Here is a 16420-nt window from a genome sequence, read left to right as displayed (position 1 = left end):
CAGCAATGAAAACCAAATTAATAATTTTGCTATGGCTGGTTGTATTTAGTAGCACTGCGTTTGGCGCTGCAAATAAAGCCGACACTATGCTGGTGGAAAAACAGCATTTTACGACAAAAGATTTTACCACCGTGTCTGGTGTGACGTTAGAGCAAGTGGATATTGGCTGGGAAAGCTACGGAAAACTAAACGCCAATAAAGATAACGTGATTTTAATCACTCATTATTTCTCTGGTACTTCTCATGCTGCAGGTAAATATAAAGCGGATGATGCCCTACCGGGTTATTGGGATGCGATTATCGGCCCAGGTAAAGCTATCGATACGAATAAATATTATGTGATTAGCTCAGATACTTTAGTGAATGCCAACTGGCATGATGAAAATGTAATCACCACAGGCCCTGCATCAACAAATCCAAAAACAGGCAAACCTTATGGCTTAGATTTTCCTGTGGTTACGATTACTGACTTTGTGAATGTGCAAAAGCGTTTACTCGACAGCCTAGGTATCACTAAATTACATGCTGTGATGGGCGCATCAATGGGCTCGTTTCAAGCACTTGAGTGGGCAACACGTTACCCAGATAAAGTAGAGCGTTTAATTCATGTGATTGGCGCTGCAACGATGGATGCATGGACAGTCGCTGCACTTGAAAAATGGGCGTTACCAATTCGTTTAGATAAAAATTGGCAGCAAGGTAATTACTACGGCAAAGAGCGCCCGCTAGATGGCTTAGCGGCAACCATGCTTAATATTACGCAAGATGCGATGCATCCTATTATTTATAACGCGAGCTTCCCTGACTTTAATGTATTGGATGAAGGTGCATTAAAAGATATTCGTACCTTGCCTAAGTTAAACCAAGTACTCGCTCAGCGCGCAATGGCACGAGCGAAAACGCAAGATGCCAACCATGTACTTTATTTGGTCCGGGCATCACAGTTATTTACCGCTGGCATGCAAAGTGATTTAACAACGGCACTTAAAAATGTCTCTGCCAAAACATTATTACTACCCGCAACGAATGACTTACTGCTTCGCCCTGAAAACATGCGTACAGTGTTTGACACCATGAAAGCGGCAGGTAAAGACGTTGAGATTTCAGAAATTGAAGGGGGCTGGGGACACCTTGATGGTATTTTCTCAATCACCCCTAAAGCGCAGCTTATCAGTGAGTTTTTAGAGGAGTAGCCCGATGAGCAAAACAGTTTTAATTACCGGTGCAGCCAGTGGTATTGGTCTATATGTTGCCCAGCAACTGGCGATGCAAGGTCACACTATTATTGTGACTGATTTAAATCAGCAAGCAGCACAACAAGCGGCAGCAGGCATTGTTGAGCAAGGTGGTAGCGCCGAAGGGTATGCACTTAATGTGGCTGATAGTGATGCAATAGAGCAGTTTTTCACTGAGCTTAATCAGCCAATTGATGTACTTATTAATAATGCAGGTATTCAGCATGTTGCAAAGCTTGAAGATTTTCCGGCTGATAAATGGCAGTTCTTACAGCAAGTTATGCTCGTTGGCCCGGCGATGATGACCAAGGCGGTACTCCCTCGCATGCGTGAGCAAGATTTTGGTCGCATCATTAATATTGGCTCAATTCATGCCATGGTGGCTTCTAAATATAAGTCGGCTTATATCGCTGCAAAACATGGCTTAATCGGCTTTGCTAAAACCATGGCACTTGAAACGGGCGATGCCAATATCACGATTAATACTGTGTGCCCAGCGTATGTAAAAACGCCGCTTGTGGAGCAACAAATTGCCTCGCAAGCTAAAGAACATGGCATTTCGGAGCAACAAGTGATCGACACGATTATGCTAGCACCGATGCCGAAAAAAGCATTTATCGGCTTAGATGAGATCCTGCATACCGTTAGCTTTTTAATGGCCGATGCAGCACGCAATATTACCGCCCAAGCAATCGCCATTGATGGCGGTTGGACTGCACAATAGGAGGAGCCAATGGCAGGTTTTGATAAAGTAGTTACAAGTTATAGCGAAGCAATGGCTGGCCTTGAAGATGGCATGACAGTGATAGCCGGTGGTTTTGGTTTATGTGGTATTCCTGAAGGACTGATTGCGCAAATTAAACGTCAAGGCACCCGAGATTTAACCGTGGTATCGAATAACTGTGGCGTTGATGGTTTTGGTCTAGGAGTGCTACTTGAAGACAAGCAAATCAGTAAGATGGTTGCCTCTTACGTTGGTGAAAACGCGCTATTTGAGCAGCAACTATTAAATGGTGAACTTGAAGTTGAGCTCACACCGCAAGGCACTTTAGCTGAAAAAATGCGTGCTGGTGGTGCGGGTATTCCTGCATTTTATACCGCAACGGGTGTCGGTACACCGGTGGCTGACGGTAAAGAAACCCGCAATATTAATGGTCGCGATTATTTATTAGAGCCAAGCATTACTGGCGACTTTGCGATAGTTAAAGCGTGGAAAGCAGATCGCTACGGTAACTGTATTTATCGTCATACGGCGATGAACTTTAATCCGATGGCAGCAACCGCAGGCAAAATTACGGCTCTTGAAGTTGAAGAAATTGTTGAGCCAGGGGAGCTAGAGCCAAGCCAAATTCATACGCCGGGTATCTATATTGACCGAGTGATTAAAGGTGAATTTGAAAAACGCATCGAGAAAGTTACCACTAAGCAAGAGAATCAATAAGGAGCACGCTGATGGCATTATCACGAGAACAAATCGCTAAACGCGTGGCGATGGAACTACAGGATGGTTACTACGTTAACTTAGGCATAGGTATTCCAACCTTGGTCGCTAATTATGTCCCTGATGGCATCGAAGTGATGCTGCAATCTGAAAATGGTTTACTCGGTATGGGGCCATACCCAAGTGCAGACCAAGTTGATGCCGATATGATCAACGCAGGTAAAGAAACGGTCACCGCTGCAACGGGGGCGGCTATATTTAGCTCCGCAGAAAGCTTTGCCATGATCCGCGGCGGCCACGTTGATTTAACCGTGCTGGGTGCCTTTGAAGTGGACCAAAACGGCAACATTGCCAGTTGGATGATCCCGAAAAAGTTGGTTAAAGGGATGGGCGGTGCGATGGATTTAGTAGCCGGTGCTAAAAACATTATTTGTACCATGACCCATGCCAACAAGCATGGTGAATCAAAACTGCTGACCGAATGTAGTTTGCCGTTAACGGGTGTTGGTTGTATCAATAAAGTGATCACTGATTTGGCTCTTTTAGAAATAAAAGACGGTGCATTTCATTTATTAGAGCGTGCCCCGGGTGTCTCGGTTGATGAGATTATTGCTAAAACACAGGGCAAACTTATTGTCTCTGGTGACGTTCCTGAGATGACTTTTAGCTAGTTTTGCGACTTTTAAGCAGCTAATTTGCCTAGATTTTATACTAACCCCCCAGTAATGTGCTTTTTGTTCATGAGTTTTATGAACAAAAAGCCATTTATCACCATCAATGCAACTTACCCCCTAAACATTTCGTTAATCTATCGTTAACACTATGCTCCAAACCGGATCGCCGTTTGCAGTAGGCCGATCAACGACAACAAATAATTATAATCTGGTGTGGAGTAATTCATGAAAGCAAGTAACACACAGCTCGCTTTAGCCGTTGCAGCGGCGTTAGCAAGTACATCAGCATTCGCACAAAGCGACACTGAACAACTACAGCAACAACTCGATGCACTTCAAAAAGAAGTGGATTCATTAAAAACATCTAGCGGCTTCAACCTAGAATTTGGTGGTCGCGTGCAACTTGATTACAACTATTTCGACGGTGCTTACAATGCCGACAATGATGGCGCTGGAGGCAGCGACTTCTTCCCACGTCGTATCCGTACTTATGTTGAAAGTGAACATGGCAACTGGGATCACAAATTACTACTCGAATTTTCTGAAGGCACGGCTGAAATCGTGTTAGCGCGGGTACGTTATGCATTCGACAACGGCTTAAAAGTAAAAGCCGGTAAAATCCGTGAAGACATGTCGCTCAATGCGCTAACCAGTTCTAAACACATTAATACTATTGAGCGTAGCACCCTTGCTAACACCTTCTCGCCTTTCTTCCGCTGGGGTATCTCGGCTTATCAATACTTTAAAGATTCAGGCTTACGTTACGCCGTGGGTGTTTACAAAAACGATGCGTTTGGAGCATCGGGCCATGACGAAGATGACAAACTGACATTGGCTGTAACAGGTCGCTTAACCTGGTCAAGTGCAGCGCCGGGTGATGTGATTCATTTAGGTGCTTGGCACTCTTATCGTGATATGGGCGACAATGATTTGAGCGCTCGTTTTGCCCGTGGTGAAGTGCGTGAAACCAATGTTCGCTTAGTGGATTACGCAGTCGGTGGTGAAGCCGCAGCGCTAAATAGCATGTCGCAAAGCGGTCTTGAGTTTGCCTACCAAGCTAATGCTTTCACTCTAGAGGCTGAATATGCCAGCCGCTACCTCGATACGGTTGATAGTAGCAACGAACTTGATGGTGAACGTTTTGATGGCTTTCATGTATCGGCAAGTTACTTCTTAGGTGGTGAGCAGCGCCGTTACAAAGCAGGCTCAGCATTATTTGTACAACCGAAAGGGATTAAAGATGCATGGGAGCTTGTTGCCCGTGTGTCACAAATGAACGCTAGCAGCAAACAGCAAGGTACCGACGTAACCACTTATACATTAGGCACATCATATTACCTAAGCAGCGATATCAAATTTATGGGCAACCTGATTTACAGCGATGTTGATGGTGCCGGTGCTTCTACGCTGGTAGGTGATGAAGATTCAGGTATGGGCATCAGTGCTCGTATGCAGTACTTATTTTAGGAGTCGTGCATTATGACTATGTTTAAATCATTAAAAAGATCTGTTTTAGCAGCTTCATTATTAGTAGCCAGCCCACTGGCTTTAGCAAACTTACACTTTTTGGTACCGGGTGGCCCAGGCGGCGGTTGGGATACCACCGCGCGTGGTGTCGGTGAAGCAATGGTAAAAGCGGGCATTGAAGACAATGCATCGTTTCAGAATATGTCGGGCGGCGGCGGTGGCCGTGCAATTGCTTACTTGATTGAATCGGGCACTAAAAAAGGCGATATGTTGATGGTTAACTCAACGCCTATCGTACTGCGCGCATTATCAGGCAAAATTCCTTACAGCTATCGCGATTTAACACCCGTTGCCAGCATGATTGCTGATTATGGTGCATTTGTGGTGCGTAATGACTCGCCATTTAAAACATGGCAAGACGTTATTGATGCAATGAAAAAAGACCCAGGCTCTGTAAAAGTAGCAGGTGGCTCTGCGCGCGGTAGCATGGATCACTTAGTGGCTGCACAAGCGGTTAAAGCGGCGGGTCTTGATGGTCGTCGATTACGTTACATTCCTTACGATGCCGGTGGTAAAGCGAAAGCTGGTTTATTGTCGGGTGAGGTCAACTTACTTTCAACAGGCTTAAGTGAAGCACTCGAAGTCGCTAATGGTGGTCAGGCACGTATTTTAGCGGTGACTTCTGCAGATAAATTGCCAGATTACCCAGCAATTCCAACCTTAAAGTCGCTAGGTTACGACATGGAGTTCGTAAACTGGCGCGGCTTTTTTGCAACCCCAGATTTACCAGCAGACAAACTTGCCGAGTACACAGAAAAGCTACGTAAGTTGCAACAAACCCCTGAATGGGAAGCGGTTCGTGCCCGCAATGGTTGGCTAAATCTATTTCAAGAAAAAGAAGCGTTTATTAAATCGCTTGAGCAGCAAGAAGCGCAATTACGCGTTGTAATGAAAGAACTTGGTTTTATCCGAGGCTAAGGTTAGACGATGTTAAACCGTGAACTAATTGGACCGAGTTTATTCTTGGTCCTCTTTACCCTCTACGCCCTTGTGGCTTGGCAAATTCCACTTATGCCATTTGAAGAGTACGAAAGCGTTACTTCTGCAACCTTACCAAAAGTGTATGCAGTATTTGGTATCGTGGTGTGTGTACTTTCGATTGGTGCCAACTTATTAAAGCAAGCGCCAGCAGAAAAAGCAGAGCTACTCAGTAAGGGCAATTTACTACGTACCTTTGCACTGCTGGTTTTAATGGTGGCTTATAGCGCCATGCTTGAACCGTTCGGCTTTTTAATTGCCACCAGTGCATTTTTAATTACGGGCTTTTTTATCATGGGCGAACGCCGTAAGGCAGTGTTGTTGTTTGCTTCTGTGCCTGTGGCCGTGGTTTTTTGGTTTTTAATGACACAAGTACTGGGCATTTACTTAGTACCTGGCAATCTGTGGAGTTAAGTTATGCTTGATGGAATTATGTTAGGTTTGTCGACCGTACTCGACTGGAACAACCTGTTATATGTGATCGTAGGCTGCTTTGTTGGCACGTTCATTGGTATGCTACCTGGCCTTGGCCCAATTACCGCGATTGCGTTGATGATTCCGATCACTTACAGCATCGGTGCTGATTCGGGCATGATTTTAATGGCCGGTGTTTACTACGGAGCTATATTCGGTGGCTCTACTTCTTCTATTTTGATTAATGCGCCGGGTGTGGCGGGGACAGTAGCGTCATCGTTTGATGGCTACCCGCTAGCAAAGCAGGGTAAGGCAGGTAAAGCCCTTGCGATTGCAGCTTATTCATCCTTTATAGGCGGGACGATTGGCGCCATTTTATTGATGGTGGCTGCGCCATTATTAGCGAAAGTGTCATTAAGTTTCCAATCGCCTGATTATGTTGTACTGATGTTTTTAGGCTTAACGGCTATCGCTGCGTTCTCTAATAAAGGGCAATTTTTAAAAGCTATGATGATGACGGTATTTGGTTTGATGCTGGCAACGGTAGGTATTGATCCCTCTTCAGGTACCGAGCGATTTACTTTTGGCCAAGCTGATTTATTAGATGGTATTAGCTTTTTATTAGTAGCAATGGCAACGTTTGCGTTGGCTGAGGCGCTGATTAATGTGGCACGCCCTGAAGCTGAACCAGATAAAAAAATTGATGATCCTGATACGCCAAAAATTGGCTCAACAAAACTGACTAAAGAAGAAGTAAAAGACATGGCTCCTGTAGTTGGGCGCTCATCTTTACTTGGCTTTATTGTCGGTGTTTTACCGGGCGCAGGGGCAACCATTGCCAGCTTTATGGCCTATGCCACTGAGCGTAACCTCGCTCCAAAGGCGCTGAAAGATAAATTTGGTAAGGGCTCAATGCGTGGCTTAGCGGCACCTGAGTCAGCTAATAATGCAGCCTGTACTGGCTCATTTGTACCATTACTGACTTTAGGTATTCCGGGCTCTGGTACAACAGCGATCATGCTAGGTGCATTAATTGCCTACGGTATTCAGCCGGGCCCTATGTTAATGCAAGAAAACCCAAGCGTGTTTTGGGCAGTTATTGTTAGTATGTACTTTGGCAATATTGTACTGCTGATTTTGAATCTGCCGTTGATCCCATATTTCGCTAAAGTGTTGGCAATGCCTAAATCTGTGCTGACAGTAATGATTTTATTCTTCAGCCTGATTGGTGTGTACTTAGTGTCATTTAACACCTTTGATTTATTTATGATGGTGGGCTTTGCGCTGGTGGCCTTGGTACTTCGATTATTAGCTTTCCCGATGGCGCCTTTATTACTGGGCTTTATCCTCGGTGATATGATAGAGCGAAACTTCCGTCGTGCCATGATGATTTCAGATGGTTCACTAAGCTTTTTATGGGACCGCCCATTAACACTGAGTATTTTTGTGATTTCGATCTTAGTGTTGTTGTTCCCGCTGAAAGACTATATTGTCCAACGTCGTAAAGAAAAAGCAGCTACGCAAGCAGAGCAACATGCGTAGAACAAGGCACTGATATGAGATACACCAATAAGCTAAACCCATTTCAGCATATGGTTAAAAAACCTAAGCGCTTAGAAACGCGGCTCATCATTTGGGTTACCGGTCTATGTGTTTTACAGGCTGTATTGTTTGGCGCTTTGGTGTATCAGATCACTGCAGAAAGCTTACATAACCACATGGGTGATAAAGCGCTTGCGCTCGCAACCAGTATTGCCTCACGGGATGACGTGCAAAACGCATTGCAAACCAAGCAAGGGCTTGATGAGTTAAATACGCAAATAGAGCATATTCGTGAACTCACCGCAGCTAGCTTTATCGTGATTGGCGATAACAATACCCGCCGCATTGTTCACCCAGACCCCGACAAGCTAGGTAAGCCGATGGTGGGTGGTGACAGTAAAGCGGCACTGCGTGGTGAGCGTTATGTGTCGATTGCAAAAGGAAGTTTGGGCGAGTCTATTCGTGGCAAAGTCCCCGTGCTTTCAGAGCAGGGCGAAGTTATTGGCTTAGTTTCGGTTGGCTTTTTAGTGCAATCAATTGAACCGCTTATTCGTGCTCGCAGTGCTGAAATTATGCTTTGGGGTTTGTTGTTAGTCGGTTTAAGTATTTTGGCCGCGGTGTATATTGGTCAACGGGTTCGTAATGCTATTTTTGGGTTACAGCCTGACGAAATAGCACGGTTGTTCTCTGAGCAAGATGCTATTTTGAATACTGTTCGTAGCGGCATTATCGCCCTCGATCCTGAGGGTAATGTACGTAACTTAAACCAGCGTGCCTGCGAAATCCTCGGTAAACCGACCAGCTGTATTCATCAGCCACTTAAGCTTGCAGACTTACTTCCAGAACATAGCGAGTTTTTAATGCATAACCAACAGCGTCCGATTGTTGGTTTTGAATTATTTGCCGCCGATAAACGCATTGTGTTGTCGCGATATGCATTGCAAGTGCAAGGTCAGGCTGATGGCATTTTGCTGAGTATGCGCCCTGCGGATGAACTTGAATATTTATCGCAGCAATTAACCAAAGTGCAAGCCTTTGCTGAGTTATTACGAGTGCAAACGCATGATTACTCGAACAAGCTAAACTTAATTGGTGCGTTAATTCAGATGGGGCAAACGGATCAGGCGATTGAGCTAATTGGTCAAGAAAGTAAAGGCTCGCAAGCGCAGATCCATCATTTGCTCGAAAGGATCCAAGATCCGGTACTAGCAGGTTTATTGGTTGGTAAATACCATAAAGCCCGTGAATTAAACGTGATACTTGAGCTTAATCCAGATAGCTTATTAGGACCGATCACTCGTAAAGATATGCTTGAACGGGTTGTCTCGATACTTGGCAATTTGATTGATAACGCAATTGAAGCTGCTATTCGAGCTAGTGATACACGTACCCCTAAGGTTCGTGTTACGGTTGACGAAACCAGTAAAACATTATTGTTTGATGTTGAAGACAGCGGCTTTGGTTTAGGCGATGACAAGGATGTGATATTCACACCACAATACAGTTCTAAGTCAGGGGCAGAGCATGGTATTGGCCTATATTTAGTTAAAACCAACTTAGATTCGTGTCGTGGTAGTTTAGAAATAGGTGAGTCTGATCTGATGGGGGCACGCTTAAGTGTCTACATTCCAAAATAATAAAAAATGATCAGCCTATAAATAAAAGGTAAAGAACATGACTTACTCAGTTGTCATTGTTGAAGACGAAGTAGAAGTAGCCCAATTATTGGCGCAATACTTATTACTTCCTCATGGCGTTGCTGGCCAACAAGGGGCACGGCAAACTCTACGTCAGGGACAATATCAGGTTGTTGGTATTGCAGGCAATCTTGCCACTGCGAAAGCGCTATTATCGGCGATTAATGCCGATTTAATTTTGCTCGATATTCATTTACCCGATGGCAATGGTCTTGATTTACTTAATGAATTACGCCGCGAAGAAATGAAAAGCGAAGTAATGCTATTAACCGCAGCAAAAGAAGTAGAAACACTGGAAAAAGCCATGCAACTTGGTGCCTGTGACTTCTTAGTAAAACCATTAATGCTAAATCGTTTAGATCAAGCGCTGGCGCGATTCGAAGCAAGGCAACAATGTTTGTCAGATGCTGATGAAGTAACCCAATCTATGGTCGATACTTTATTTGGATCGCAAGAACAGTTAAAAGCCCCGGTCAGGTTGCCAAAAGGGGTGGATCAGCTTACTTTGCAAAAGATCTTAAAAGCTTTTAAAGCGAATATTGGCACGGCTTTTACTGCTCAGCAAATGGGTGATTTAGTCGGCGTAAGCCGCTCAACAGCCCGTCGTTACCTTGAATACTTGCTTGAAGCTGAGCAAGTCAGTGCTGATCAGAGCTACGGAAGTATCGGGCGACCCGAGCGTTGTTATAAAATGACAAGTAGCTAATCACATCATTTAAATGCCAAATCAGCGCTAAATTAGCGATTTTAGTAGCATAAACTCACTGTTCGGCACGTTAAAAAGTGCCGCTTATCCTGAGCATAGAAAAATTTTATAAAATTGATTGCATTTTAAGCGACTTCGATGGTGATGTTCGCTTTAAGTAATGCTATACTCCCGCCGAATAATTTTTCGACTTTATTAAGAGTAAAATAATGGCAGATTTATCGAAGTACAGAAATATAGGTATTTTCGCCCACGTTGACGCGGGTAAAACTACTACCACCGAGCGTATCCTTAAGCTTACGGGTAAAATTCACAAAAGTGGTGAAACGCATGACGGTGAGTCTACTACTGACTTCATGGAACAAGAAGCTGAGCGCGGTATTACAATCCAATCAGCAGCTGTAACTTGTGAATGGAAAGGCCACCGCTTAAACGTTATCGATACTCCGGGGCACGTTGACTTCACAGTAGAAGTATACCGTTCACTTAAAGTACTAGACGGTGGTATTGGTGTATTCTGTGGTTCTGGTGGTGTTGAGCCGCAGTCAGAAACTAACTGGCGTTATGCGAACGAATCAGAAGTTGCACGTGTAATCTTCGTAAACAAACTAGACCGTATGGGTGCTGACTTCTACCGTGTAGTTGATCAAGTTAAAAAAGTACTAGGCGCAACTCCATTAGTGATGACTTTACCAATCGGTATCGAAGACCAATTCACTGGTGTAGTAGACGTACTTGAGAAAAAAGCATACGTTTGGGATGAGACAGGTCTTCCTGAAAACTACGAAGTACAAGACGTTCCAGCTGACATGGTAGACAAAGTTGATGAATACCATGAAATGCTTGTTGAGTCTGCTGTTGAGCAAGACGAAGACTTAATGATGGCTTATATGGAAGGTGAAGAGCCTTCTTTAGAAGACATCAAACGTTGTATCCGTAAAGGTACTCGTGACCTTGCGTTCTTCCCAACATACTGTGGTTCTGCATTCAAAAACAAAGGTATGCAACTAGTACTAGATGCGGTTGTAGATTACCTACCTTCGCCTACAGAAGTTGACCCACAACCTCTAACTGATCCTGAAACAGGTGAGCCTACTGGTGAAGTAGCAACTGTTTCTGCAGATGAGCCACTTAAAGCGTTAGCGTTCAAAATCATGGACGACCGTTTCGGTGCACTTACGTTCATCCGTATCTATTCTGGTCGCATGAAGAAAGGTGACACAATCCTTAACTCAGCAACTGGTAAAACAGAGCGTATCGGCCGTATGGTTGAGATGCAAGCTGACGAGCGTACTGAGCTTACTGAAGCACAAGCGGGTGACATCATCGCTGTTATTGGTATGAAGAACGTTCAAACTGGTCACACTCTTTGTGATCCTAAGCACGAATGTACACTTGAAGCGATGATCTTCCCTGATCCAGTAATCTCAATCGCTGTTGCTCCTAAAGATAAAGGCGGTAACGAGAAGATGGGTGTTGCTATCGGTAAGATGGTTGCAGAAGATCCTTCATTCCAAGTTGAAACTGACGAAGATTCAGGCGAAACCATCCTTAAAGGTATGGGTGAGCTTCACTTAGATATCAAAGTAGATATCCTTAAGCGTACTTACGGCGTAGACCTAATTGTTGGTCAACCTCAGGTTGCTTACCGTGAAACTATCACGAAAGAAATCGAAGATAGCTACACGCATAAGAAACAATCTGGTGGTTCTGGTCAATTCGGTAAGATCGATTACCGCATCAAGCCAGGCGAGCAAAACTCAGGCTTCACGTTCTCTTCATCAGTTGTTGGTGGTAACGTACCTAAAGAATTCTGGCCTGCAGTTGAGAAAGGCTTCGCATCAATGATGCAAGAAGGTGTTCTAGCTGGCTTCCCAGTATTAGACGTTGAAGTTGAACTTTTCGACGGTGCTTTCCACGCAGTTGACTCATCAGCAATCGCGTTCGAAATCGCTGCTAAAGGCGCTTTCCGTCAGTCTATCCCTAAAGCGGGTGCACAACTTCTTGAGCCAATCATGAAAGTTGACGTATTCACTCCGGAAGACAACGTAGGTGATGTAATCGGTGACCTTAACCGTCGTCGTGGTATGATCAAAGACCAAGAAGCTGGCGCAATGGGCGTTCGCATCAAGGGTGATGTACCACTTTCTGAAATGTTCGGTTACATCGGCCACTTACGTACTATCACTTCTGGTCGTGGTCAGTTCTCTATGGAGTTCTCACACTACGCACCATGTCCTGCAAACGTTGCTGAAACAGTAATCGCTGCAGAAAAAGAGAAAAAAGCTGCTAAGTAATTAGTCTTTTAACTTCTTTAAAAAAACCCGCACTTGTTGCGGGTTTTTTATTGCCTAAACATCGTAAATGTATTGTCGTAATTTTTTCGATTACAAAATAATCACTTCTTATCTTTATAGATTAACCCATCATTCAGTCTTAAATGATTAATGTATCGGTACAAGTATCGAAATTTTAAAGTGCTTTTAACTAATGATTAGTCATTAATATTGCTGATTATTGACTTGTACGATTTTAATACAAAGTTCATTTTCTAGAAATATATAAGGTTATTAGTAAGTTGTAAGTTAGTTATTTTATCCTAGTATAAAAGTGCTTTTTCGTGCCTTGTGTACCTTTTTTGCACCATGTAAAATGGCGACCGAATGATTTTTTAATCATTTTGTATTAAACGTCTGCTTATTAAATATTACAACTAAAGAAACATTTTCATGAAAACGATTAAGTTAAGTCCTAATTGGACTCTACAGGGAAGCAAGATAGCATTAGCAATTCTTGTTGCATTAAGCGTTATACTGCTAGGTGCATCATTTATGATGATACTGTTACCTATTTTACTACTTTTTATCTTATTAAATTTCTTACAAATACGCTTTTTATACTGTTACAAGGCGGGTGTTTGCCATTCGAGTGGGTTTGGTAAGCGTTACATTAACGCTGAAGATATAGTGGCCGTTGAATTTAACCAAGTGGCATTTGTTACTGTTTTTAAAGTTACCCTAGTTAATGGTAGCACTAAACAGTTTTTTAATTGGCAAATTGATGATCAGCAACAGACAGAAATAATAAAACTTTACCAGCGAGTTGGTGATGCCGAAAATGCAACTCTTTAGTGTAATACCAATCCGCAATAATACTTAATCATTTTGAGGGATTAAACCTGTCGCTAACGGCGTTAAAAATTTCTGATTTAGAACAACTAAATAACGAAATTTTTGCCTTGTTATCAACGAGGTTTTATTGCCTCAAAATAGACCACTTAATTAAGCTAATTGGTATAAAGCCTAATACTAGCAAGTCTCAATAATGCTAAATTAAGTGAACTGAAATAAAAAAGGCCGCGAAATGCGGCCTTATTCATAAGCTGTGTCGTTTATTTTTTCATTCGACGACGAAGTGCAAATGGTAAAGCAAGTAAGCTTAACCAAGCAAATGAACCAGAATCATCGTCTTTTGACTCTTCTTCTGTTTCTTCTTCAACTTCTTCAGCTACATCTTCAGCTACATCTTCTGCTTCATCATCAGCTTCATCGTTTGTGATGTTGATGTATAGCAGTTGTGCTTCTGATAGGTTACCAGCGCTATCTTCTGCACGGATCATCAGCGTAAGCTTGTCTTCTTCTTCGAAGTCTAGCTCTTTAGCCACTGTGATTTCACCTGCAGCACTGATTGCAATCGCATCAGCATGCTCACCTTCAATGCTAAAGCTTACTACTGGGGTGTAATCAGCATCACCATCAGAGAAAAGCAGTTGGCCAATCACAGCGCCAATTTCACTATTTTCTACGATTTCGAATGATTGACTCGCTTCGATTACTGGTGCCTGCTCTGCAGGAATAGGCTCTGCAGATTGAATATCAACAATCACTGGGTCGTGATCAGATGCGCGGTATGCATTGTCAGCGTATAGGCTAGCTTGTTGTGTCGATGACTTATACTCAAGGTTGTAGTCTAGGCTAATTGGCTCATCGGCATTGATATGCCAATCCGTAGCAGCGACAACTTTAGCAAGCATAGATTCAGAGACTAGTGCGTGGTCAAGGCTACCAATGCGGCCAGAGAAGCTATAAGAGTAACCTAATGTGTCGCCGTCTAGTTCAGCAACCGCACTCTTCAGACCTTTATCTGCGAATGCACGGATAGGATCTTCCATCGCATAAGAGTTCATATCACCGACTAGGATGATATCTTCATCTTCAACTTCAGTTGGGTAAGTTGCTAACCAATCAGCATATGCATTTGCACCCGCAACACGGATTTCATTCCAACATGCTTGACCATCGCCTAAGTCAGCATTATTACCTTCAGCGCTACCACAGCCGCCTTTAGATTTTAGGTGGGCAACGGCAACAGTGAAGATTTCTTCGCTTTCAAGAGATTGGAAGCTTTGTGCAATTGGCGGGCGATTACTGTAATCGAAAGGTTCTACTGTAGTATGAGCAGCCTTACCAACTTCAGATACTTTATTTGAGCGATAAATCAGTGCTGTTGTGATTGCATCAGTACCAATTTGGTCAACACCGAAATCAACAAATGCGTAGGTATTTTCTGCATCTTCATCATTAAGTGCAGATACTAGACTAGCAATAGCGCTATTTTCACCGAAACCGTCATTTTCGATTTCCATTAAGCCAATAACATCAGCGTTAATAGCTGTAATTGCACTAACTAATTTAGCTTCTTGGCGAATCAGCTCTTCTTCGCTATCTGCACCACGGCTAGTAGGGAAGCCTGCGCCTTGGCCATCACCATTGAAATAGTTTAATACGTTGAAGCTTGCTACACGTAGGTCTGCACCTTCGTTAAGCTCTGGTGCATCTGTACGAGGGTTAGTGGCAGTGAACTCAGGCTGTACTGTAGGGTGAATACGGTAACGGTCGAAGCTGTAACCCATTACACCAGTAATTGTATTAACAGTATCGCCTAAACGTAACGTGTTATAGGCATCAAGGCCGGTACCTGGGTAGGCAATAGGATCAAGGTTTTGCTTTGTTGAACCATCGTCGATTAAGATTTGTTTTTTCAGGTTTTCAGCTTCAACAGCATTTGCTGCATCACCTGGTAGTGCAACTTGAGTACCTTGGTATAAACGCTCAGTACCTAAGTCAACTTCACCATAGCGACCAAGACCGTAGTTGTTATTAACGACTAAAGGTTGATCTATGGTCACTAACATACCTTCGTAAGCTTCAAGGTCTGCCACGTCAGCAACAGGTAAAGTGATAGCGGTTGCGTCAGTAGATAAACCTGTCGCACAGATCTCAACTTGGCTAACATCACCTAGTTGTGTTGCGCTGTAGTATTCAGCCACGCTACCTTTAACACGCACATGGTCACCAACAGCAACGTCGGTATCTGCGAAATAAACGAATACACCCTCAGAAGTAAGTGGGTTTTCATCAATATCAGCAGCAAGTGAGCTAATGAAGAAACCTTTTAGTTGGTCATCACCTTGGAAGTCAGCTGTAACAACACCTTCAACTTCTACTTCAGTGTCTATAAGCGGGCTGTCGCCGCCTTCACCTTGAATTGCGCTGATTAAGGTTTTTTCTGCACCACACTCAAGAGGAGTTACTGGCTCTGGTTCAGGTGTTGGCTCAGTGCTCTCACCATATTGACCTATATTGCTGAAATCGTCTTGGTCGAATTGCTCCCACTCATCGCTTGGGTTAAACGCTGAGGTTGCATCAGTACGGCCTGAAGTGATTGTAGCTTTACGGCGAAGTGTTTTATTTTGTGTTGATACGCCGCCTTCGTCCCATGCTGAACCTGGATCTACGCCCAGTTGACCAAAGCTATCAACAATTGCACCGTCTTTAGTTAGCACTAATGCGTCATCACCGTTGAAATAAGTGATTGTTGATTCAGTGTCCGCGTTGGCTTTTAACTCATCTGCAGAGCCTGCATTAACAATAACGTAAGTTGCATTTGCTGCAAGAGTACCGGTTAAAGCTAAGCTGTTATTAGGGTCTGCTAGATCGCCGTTACCATTTGAGTATAAAGAGATGGTGTAACCGTCAAGCGATAGCTCAGCACCAGAAGTGTTGTAAAGCTCTACCGCTTTATTGTTAGAGCTTCCTTCAACGTATTCAGAGATGATTAGGTTGGCAGAAGCAGGTGCGCTCAGGCTTGCAATTACAAGCGCGAGCGGCGTTAATTTTGTATTTATCATTATTTTTCCCGTGTAT

At 43.6% G+C, this 16420-nt stretch carries 13 protein-coding genes; 12 read left to right on the top strand and 1 reads right to left on the bottom strand.

Annotated features, from left to right (window positions below):
* The first annotated feature begins 5 nt into the window (after positions 1 to 5).
* The 12 genes from HUS62_RS10220 to HUS62_RS10165 all read left to right on the top strand — a co-directional run bounded on the left by HUS62_RS10220 (position 6) and on the right by HUS62_RS10165 (position 13345).
* Positions 6 to 1193, top strand: coding sequence for a homoserine O-acetyltransferase (locus HUS62_RS10220; RefSeq protein WP_058586092.1), 1188 nt, complete (start codon positions 6 to 8; stop codon positions 1191 to 1193).
* Positions 1194 to 1197: 4 nt separating this feature from the next.
* Positions 1198 to 1959 (top strand): 3-hydroxybutyrate dehydrogenase, encoded by a 762-nt coding sequence (locus HUS62_RS10215; protein WP_054552326.1) that lies wholly within the window; start codon positions 1198 to 1200, stop codon positions 1957 to 1959.
* Positions 1960 to 1968: 9 nt separating this feature from the next.
* Complete coding sequence (locus tag HUS62_RS10210; protein WP_175079424.1) at positions 1969 to 2676, top strand: CoA transferase subunit A; 708 nt, start codon at positions 1969 to 1971, stop codon at positions 2674 to 2676.
* An 11-nt stretch (positions 2677 to 2687) separates the two neighbouring features.
* Positions 2688 to 3347, top strand: a complete 660-nt coding sequence (locus tag HUS62_RS10205) for a 3-oxoacid CoA-transferase subunit B (RefSeq protein ID WP_054562936.1) — start codon at positions 2688 to 2690, stop codon at positions 3345 to 3347.
* 228 nt (positions 3348 to 3575) lie between these two features.
* The gene (locus tag HUS62_RS10200; RefSeq protein WP_175079423.1) at positions 3576 to 4817 is read left to right on the top strand and encodes an OprO/OprP family phosphate-selective porin; all 1242 of its coding nucleotides are present in this window, start codon (positions 3576 to 3578) and stop codon (positions 4815 to 4817) included.
* A 12-nt stretch (positions 4818 to 4829) separates the two neighbouring features.
* Positions 4830 to 5795 carry a tripartite tricarboxylate transporter substrate binding protein gene (locus HUS62_RS10195; protein WP_370316435.1) on the top strand — a complete coding sequence of 322 codons (966 nt, stop codon included), beginning with the start codon at positions 4830 to 4832 and terminating at the stop codon, positions 5793 to 5795.
* 9 nt (positions 5796 to 5804) lie between these two features.
* The gene (locus HUS62_RS10190; RefSeq protein WP_054562934.1) at positions 5805 to 6269 is read left to right on the top strand and encodes a tripartite tricarboxylate transporter TctB family protein; all 465 of its coding nucleotides are present in this window, start codon (positions 5805 to 5807) and stop codon (positions 6267 to 6269) included.
* A gap of 3 nt (positions 6270 to 6272) precedes the next feature.
* Positions 6273 to 7811: a tripartite tricarboxylate transporter permease gene (locus HUS62_RS10185; protein WP_054552331.1), complete on the top strand. Its 1539-nt coding sequence runs from the start codon at positions 6273 to 6275 to the stop codon at positions 7809 to 7811.
* Between the two features lie 14 nt (positions 7812 to 7825).
* Positions 7826 to 9448: a sensor histidine kinase gene (locus HUS62_RS10180; protein WP_175079422.1), complete on the top strand. Its 1623-nt coding sequence runs from the start codon at positions 7826 to 7828 to the stop codon at positions 9446 to 9448.
* Positions 9449 to 9485: 37 nt separating this feature from the next.
* Positions 9486 to 10214: a response regulator gene (locus HUS62_RS10175; protein ID WP_054552333.1), complete on the top strand. Its 729-nt coding sequence runs from the start codon at positions 9486 to 9488 to the stop codon at positions 10212 to 10214.
* Positions 10215 to 10423: 209 nt separating this feature from the next.
* Positions 10424 to 12511: an elongation factor G gene (fusA, locus tag HUS62_RS10170; RefSeq protein WP_175079421.1), complete on the top strand. Its 2088-nt coding sequence runs from the start codon at positions 10424 to 10426 to the stop codon at positions 12509 to 12511.
* A gap of 432 nt (positions 12512 to 12943) precedes the next feature.
* Positions 12944 to 13345, top strand: coding sequence for a hypothetical protein (locus tag HUS62_RS10165; RefSeq protein WP_175079420.1), 402 nt, complete (start codon positions 12944 to 12946; stop codon positions 13343 to 13345).
* Positions 13346 to 13605: 260 nt separating this feature from the next.
* Here the strand turns inward: HUS62_RS10165 and HUS62_RS10160 are convergent, their stop codons facing one another.
* Positions 13606 to 16404: an ExeM/NucH family extracellular endonuclease gene (locus HUS62_RS10160; protein ID WP_175079419.1), complete on the bottom strand. Its 2799-nt coding sequence runs from the start codon at positions 16402 to 16404 to the stop codon at positions 13606 to 13608.
* Positions 16405 to 16420 lie beyond the last annotated feature (16 nt).

This window comes from Pseudoalteromonas sp. 0303 (assembly GCF_013349995.1).
Lineage (GTDB): Bacteria > Pseudomonadota > Gammaproteobacteria > Enterobacterales > Alteromonadaceae > Pseudoalteromonas.
This window is presented reverse-complemented; position numbering and strand designations above follow the sequence as displayed.

Coding starts and splice junctions, on each gene's coding strand:
- fusA (WP_175079421.1), top strand. CDS start 10,424: ATGGCAGATTTATCGAAGTACAGAAATATAGGTATTTTCGCCCACGTT.
- HUS62_RS10210 (WP_175079424.1), top strand. CDS start 1,969: ATGGCAGGTTTTGATAAAGTAGTTACAAGTTATAGCGAAGCAATGGCT.
- HUS62_RS10180 (WP_175079422.1), top strand. CDS start 7,826: ATGAGATACACCAATAAGCTAAACCCATTTCAGCATATGGTTAAAAAA.
- HUS62_RS10195 (WP_370316435.1), top strand. CDS start 4,830: ATGACTATGTTTAAATCATTAAAAAGATCTGTTTTAGCAGCTTCATTA.
- HUS62_RS10160 (WP_175079419.1), bottom strand. CDS start 16,404: ATGATAAATACAAAATTAACGCCGCTCGCGCTTGTAATTGCAAGCCTG.
- HUS62_RS10190 (WP_054562934.1), top strand. CDS start 5,805: ATGTTAAACCGTGAACTAATTGGACCGAGTTTATTCTTGGTCCTCTTT.
- HUS62_RS10175 (WP_054552333.1), top strand. CDS start 9,486: ATGACTTACTCAGTTGTCATTGTTGAAGACGAAGTAGAAGTAGCCCAA.
- HUS62_RS10215 (WP_054552326.1), top strand. CDS start 1,198: ATGAGCAAAACAGTTTTAATTACCGGTGCAGCCAGTGGTATTGGTCTA.
- HUS62_RS10200 (WP_175079423.1), top strand. CDS start 3,576: ATGAAAGCAAGTAACACACAGCTCGCTTTAGCCGTTGCAGCGGCGTTA.
- HUS62_RS10220 (WP_058586092.1), top strand. CDS start 6: ATGAAAACCAAATTAATAATTTTGCTATGGCTGGTTGTATTTAGTAGC.
- HUS62_RS10185 (WP_054552331.1), top strand. CDS start 6,273: ATGCTTGATGGAATTATGTTAGGTTTGTCGACCGTACTCGACTGGAAC.
- HUS62_RS10165 (WP_175079420.1), top strand. CDS start 12,944: ATGAAAACGATTAAGTTAAGTCCTAATTGGACTCTACAGGGAAGCAAG.
- HUS62_RS10205 (WP_054562936.1), top strand. CDS start 2,688: ATGGCATTATCACGAGAACAAATCGCTAAACGCGTGGCGATGGAACTA.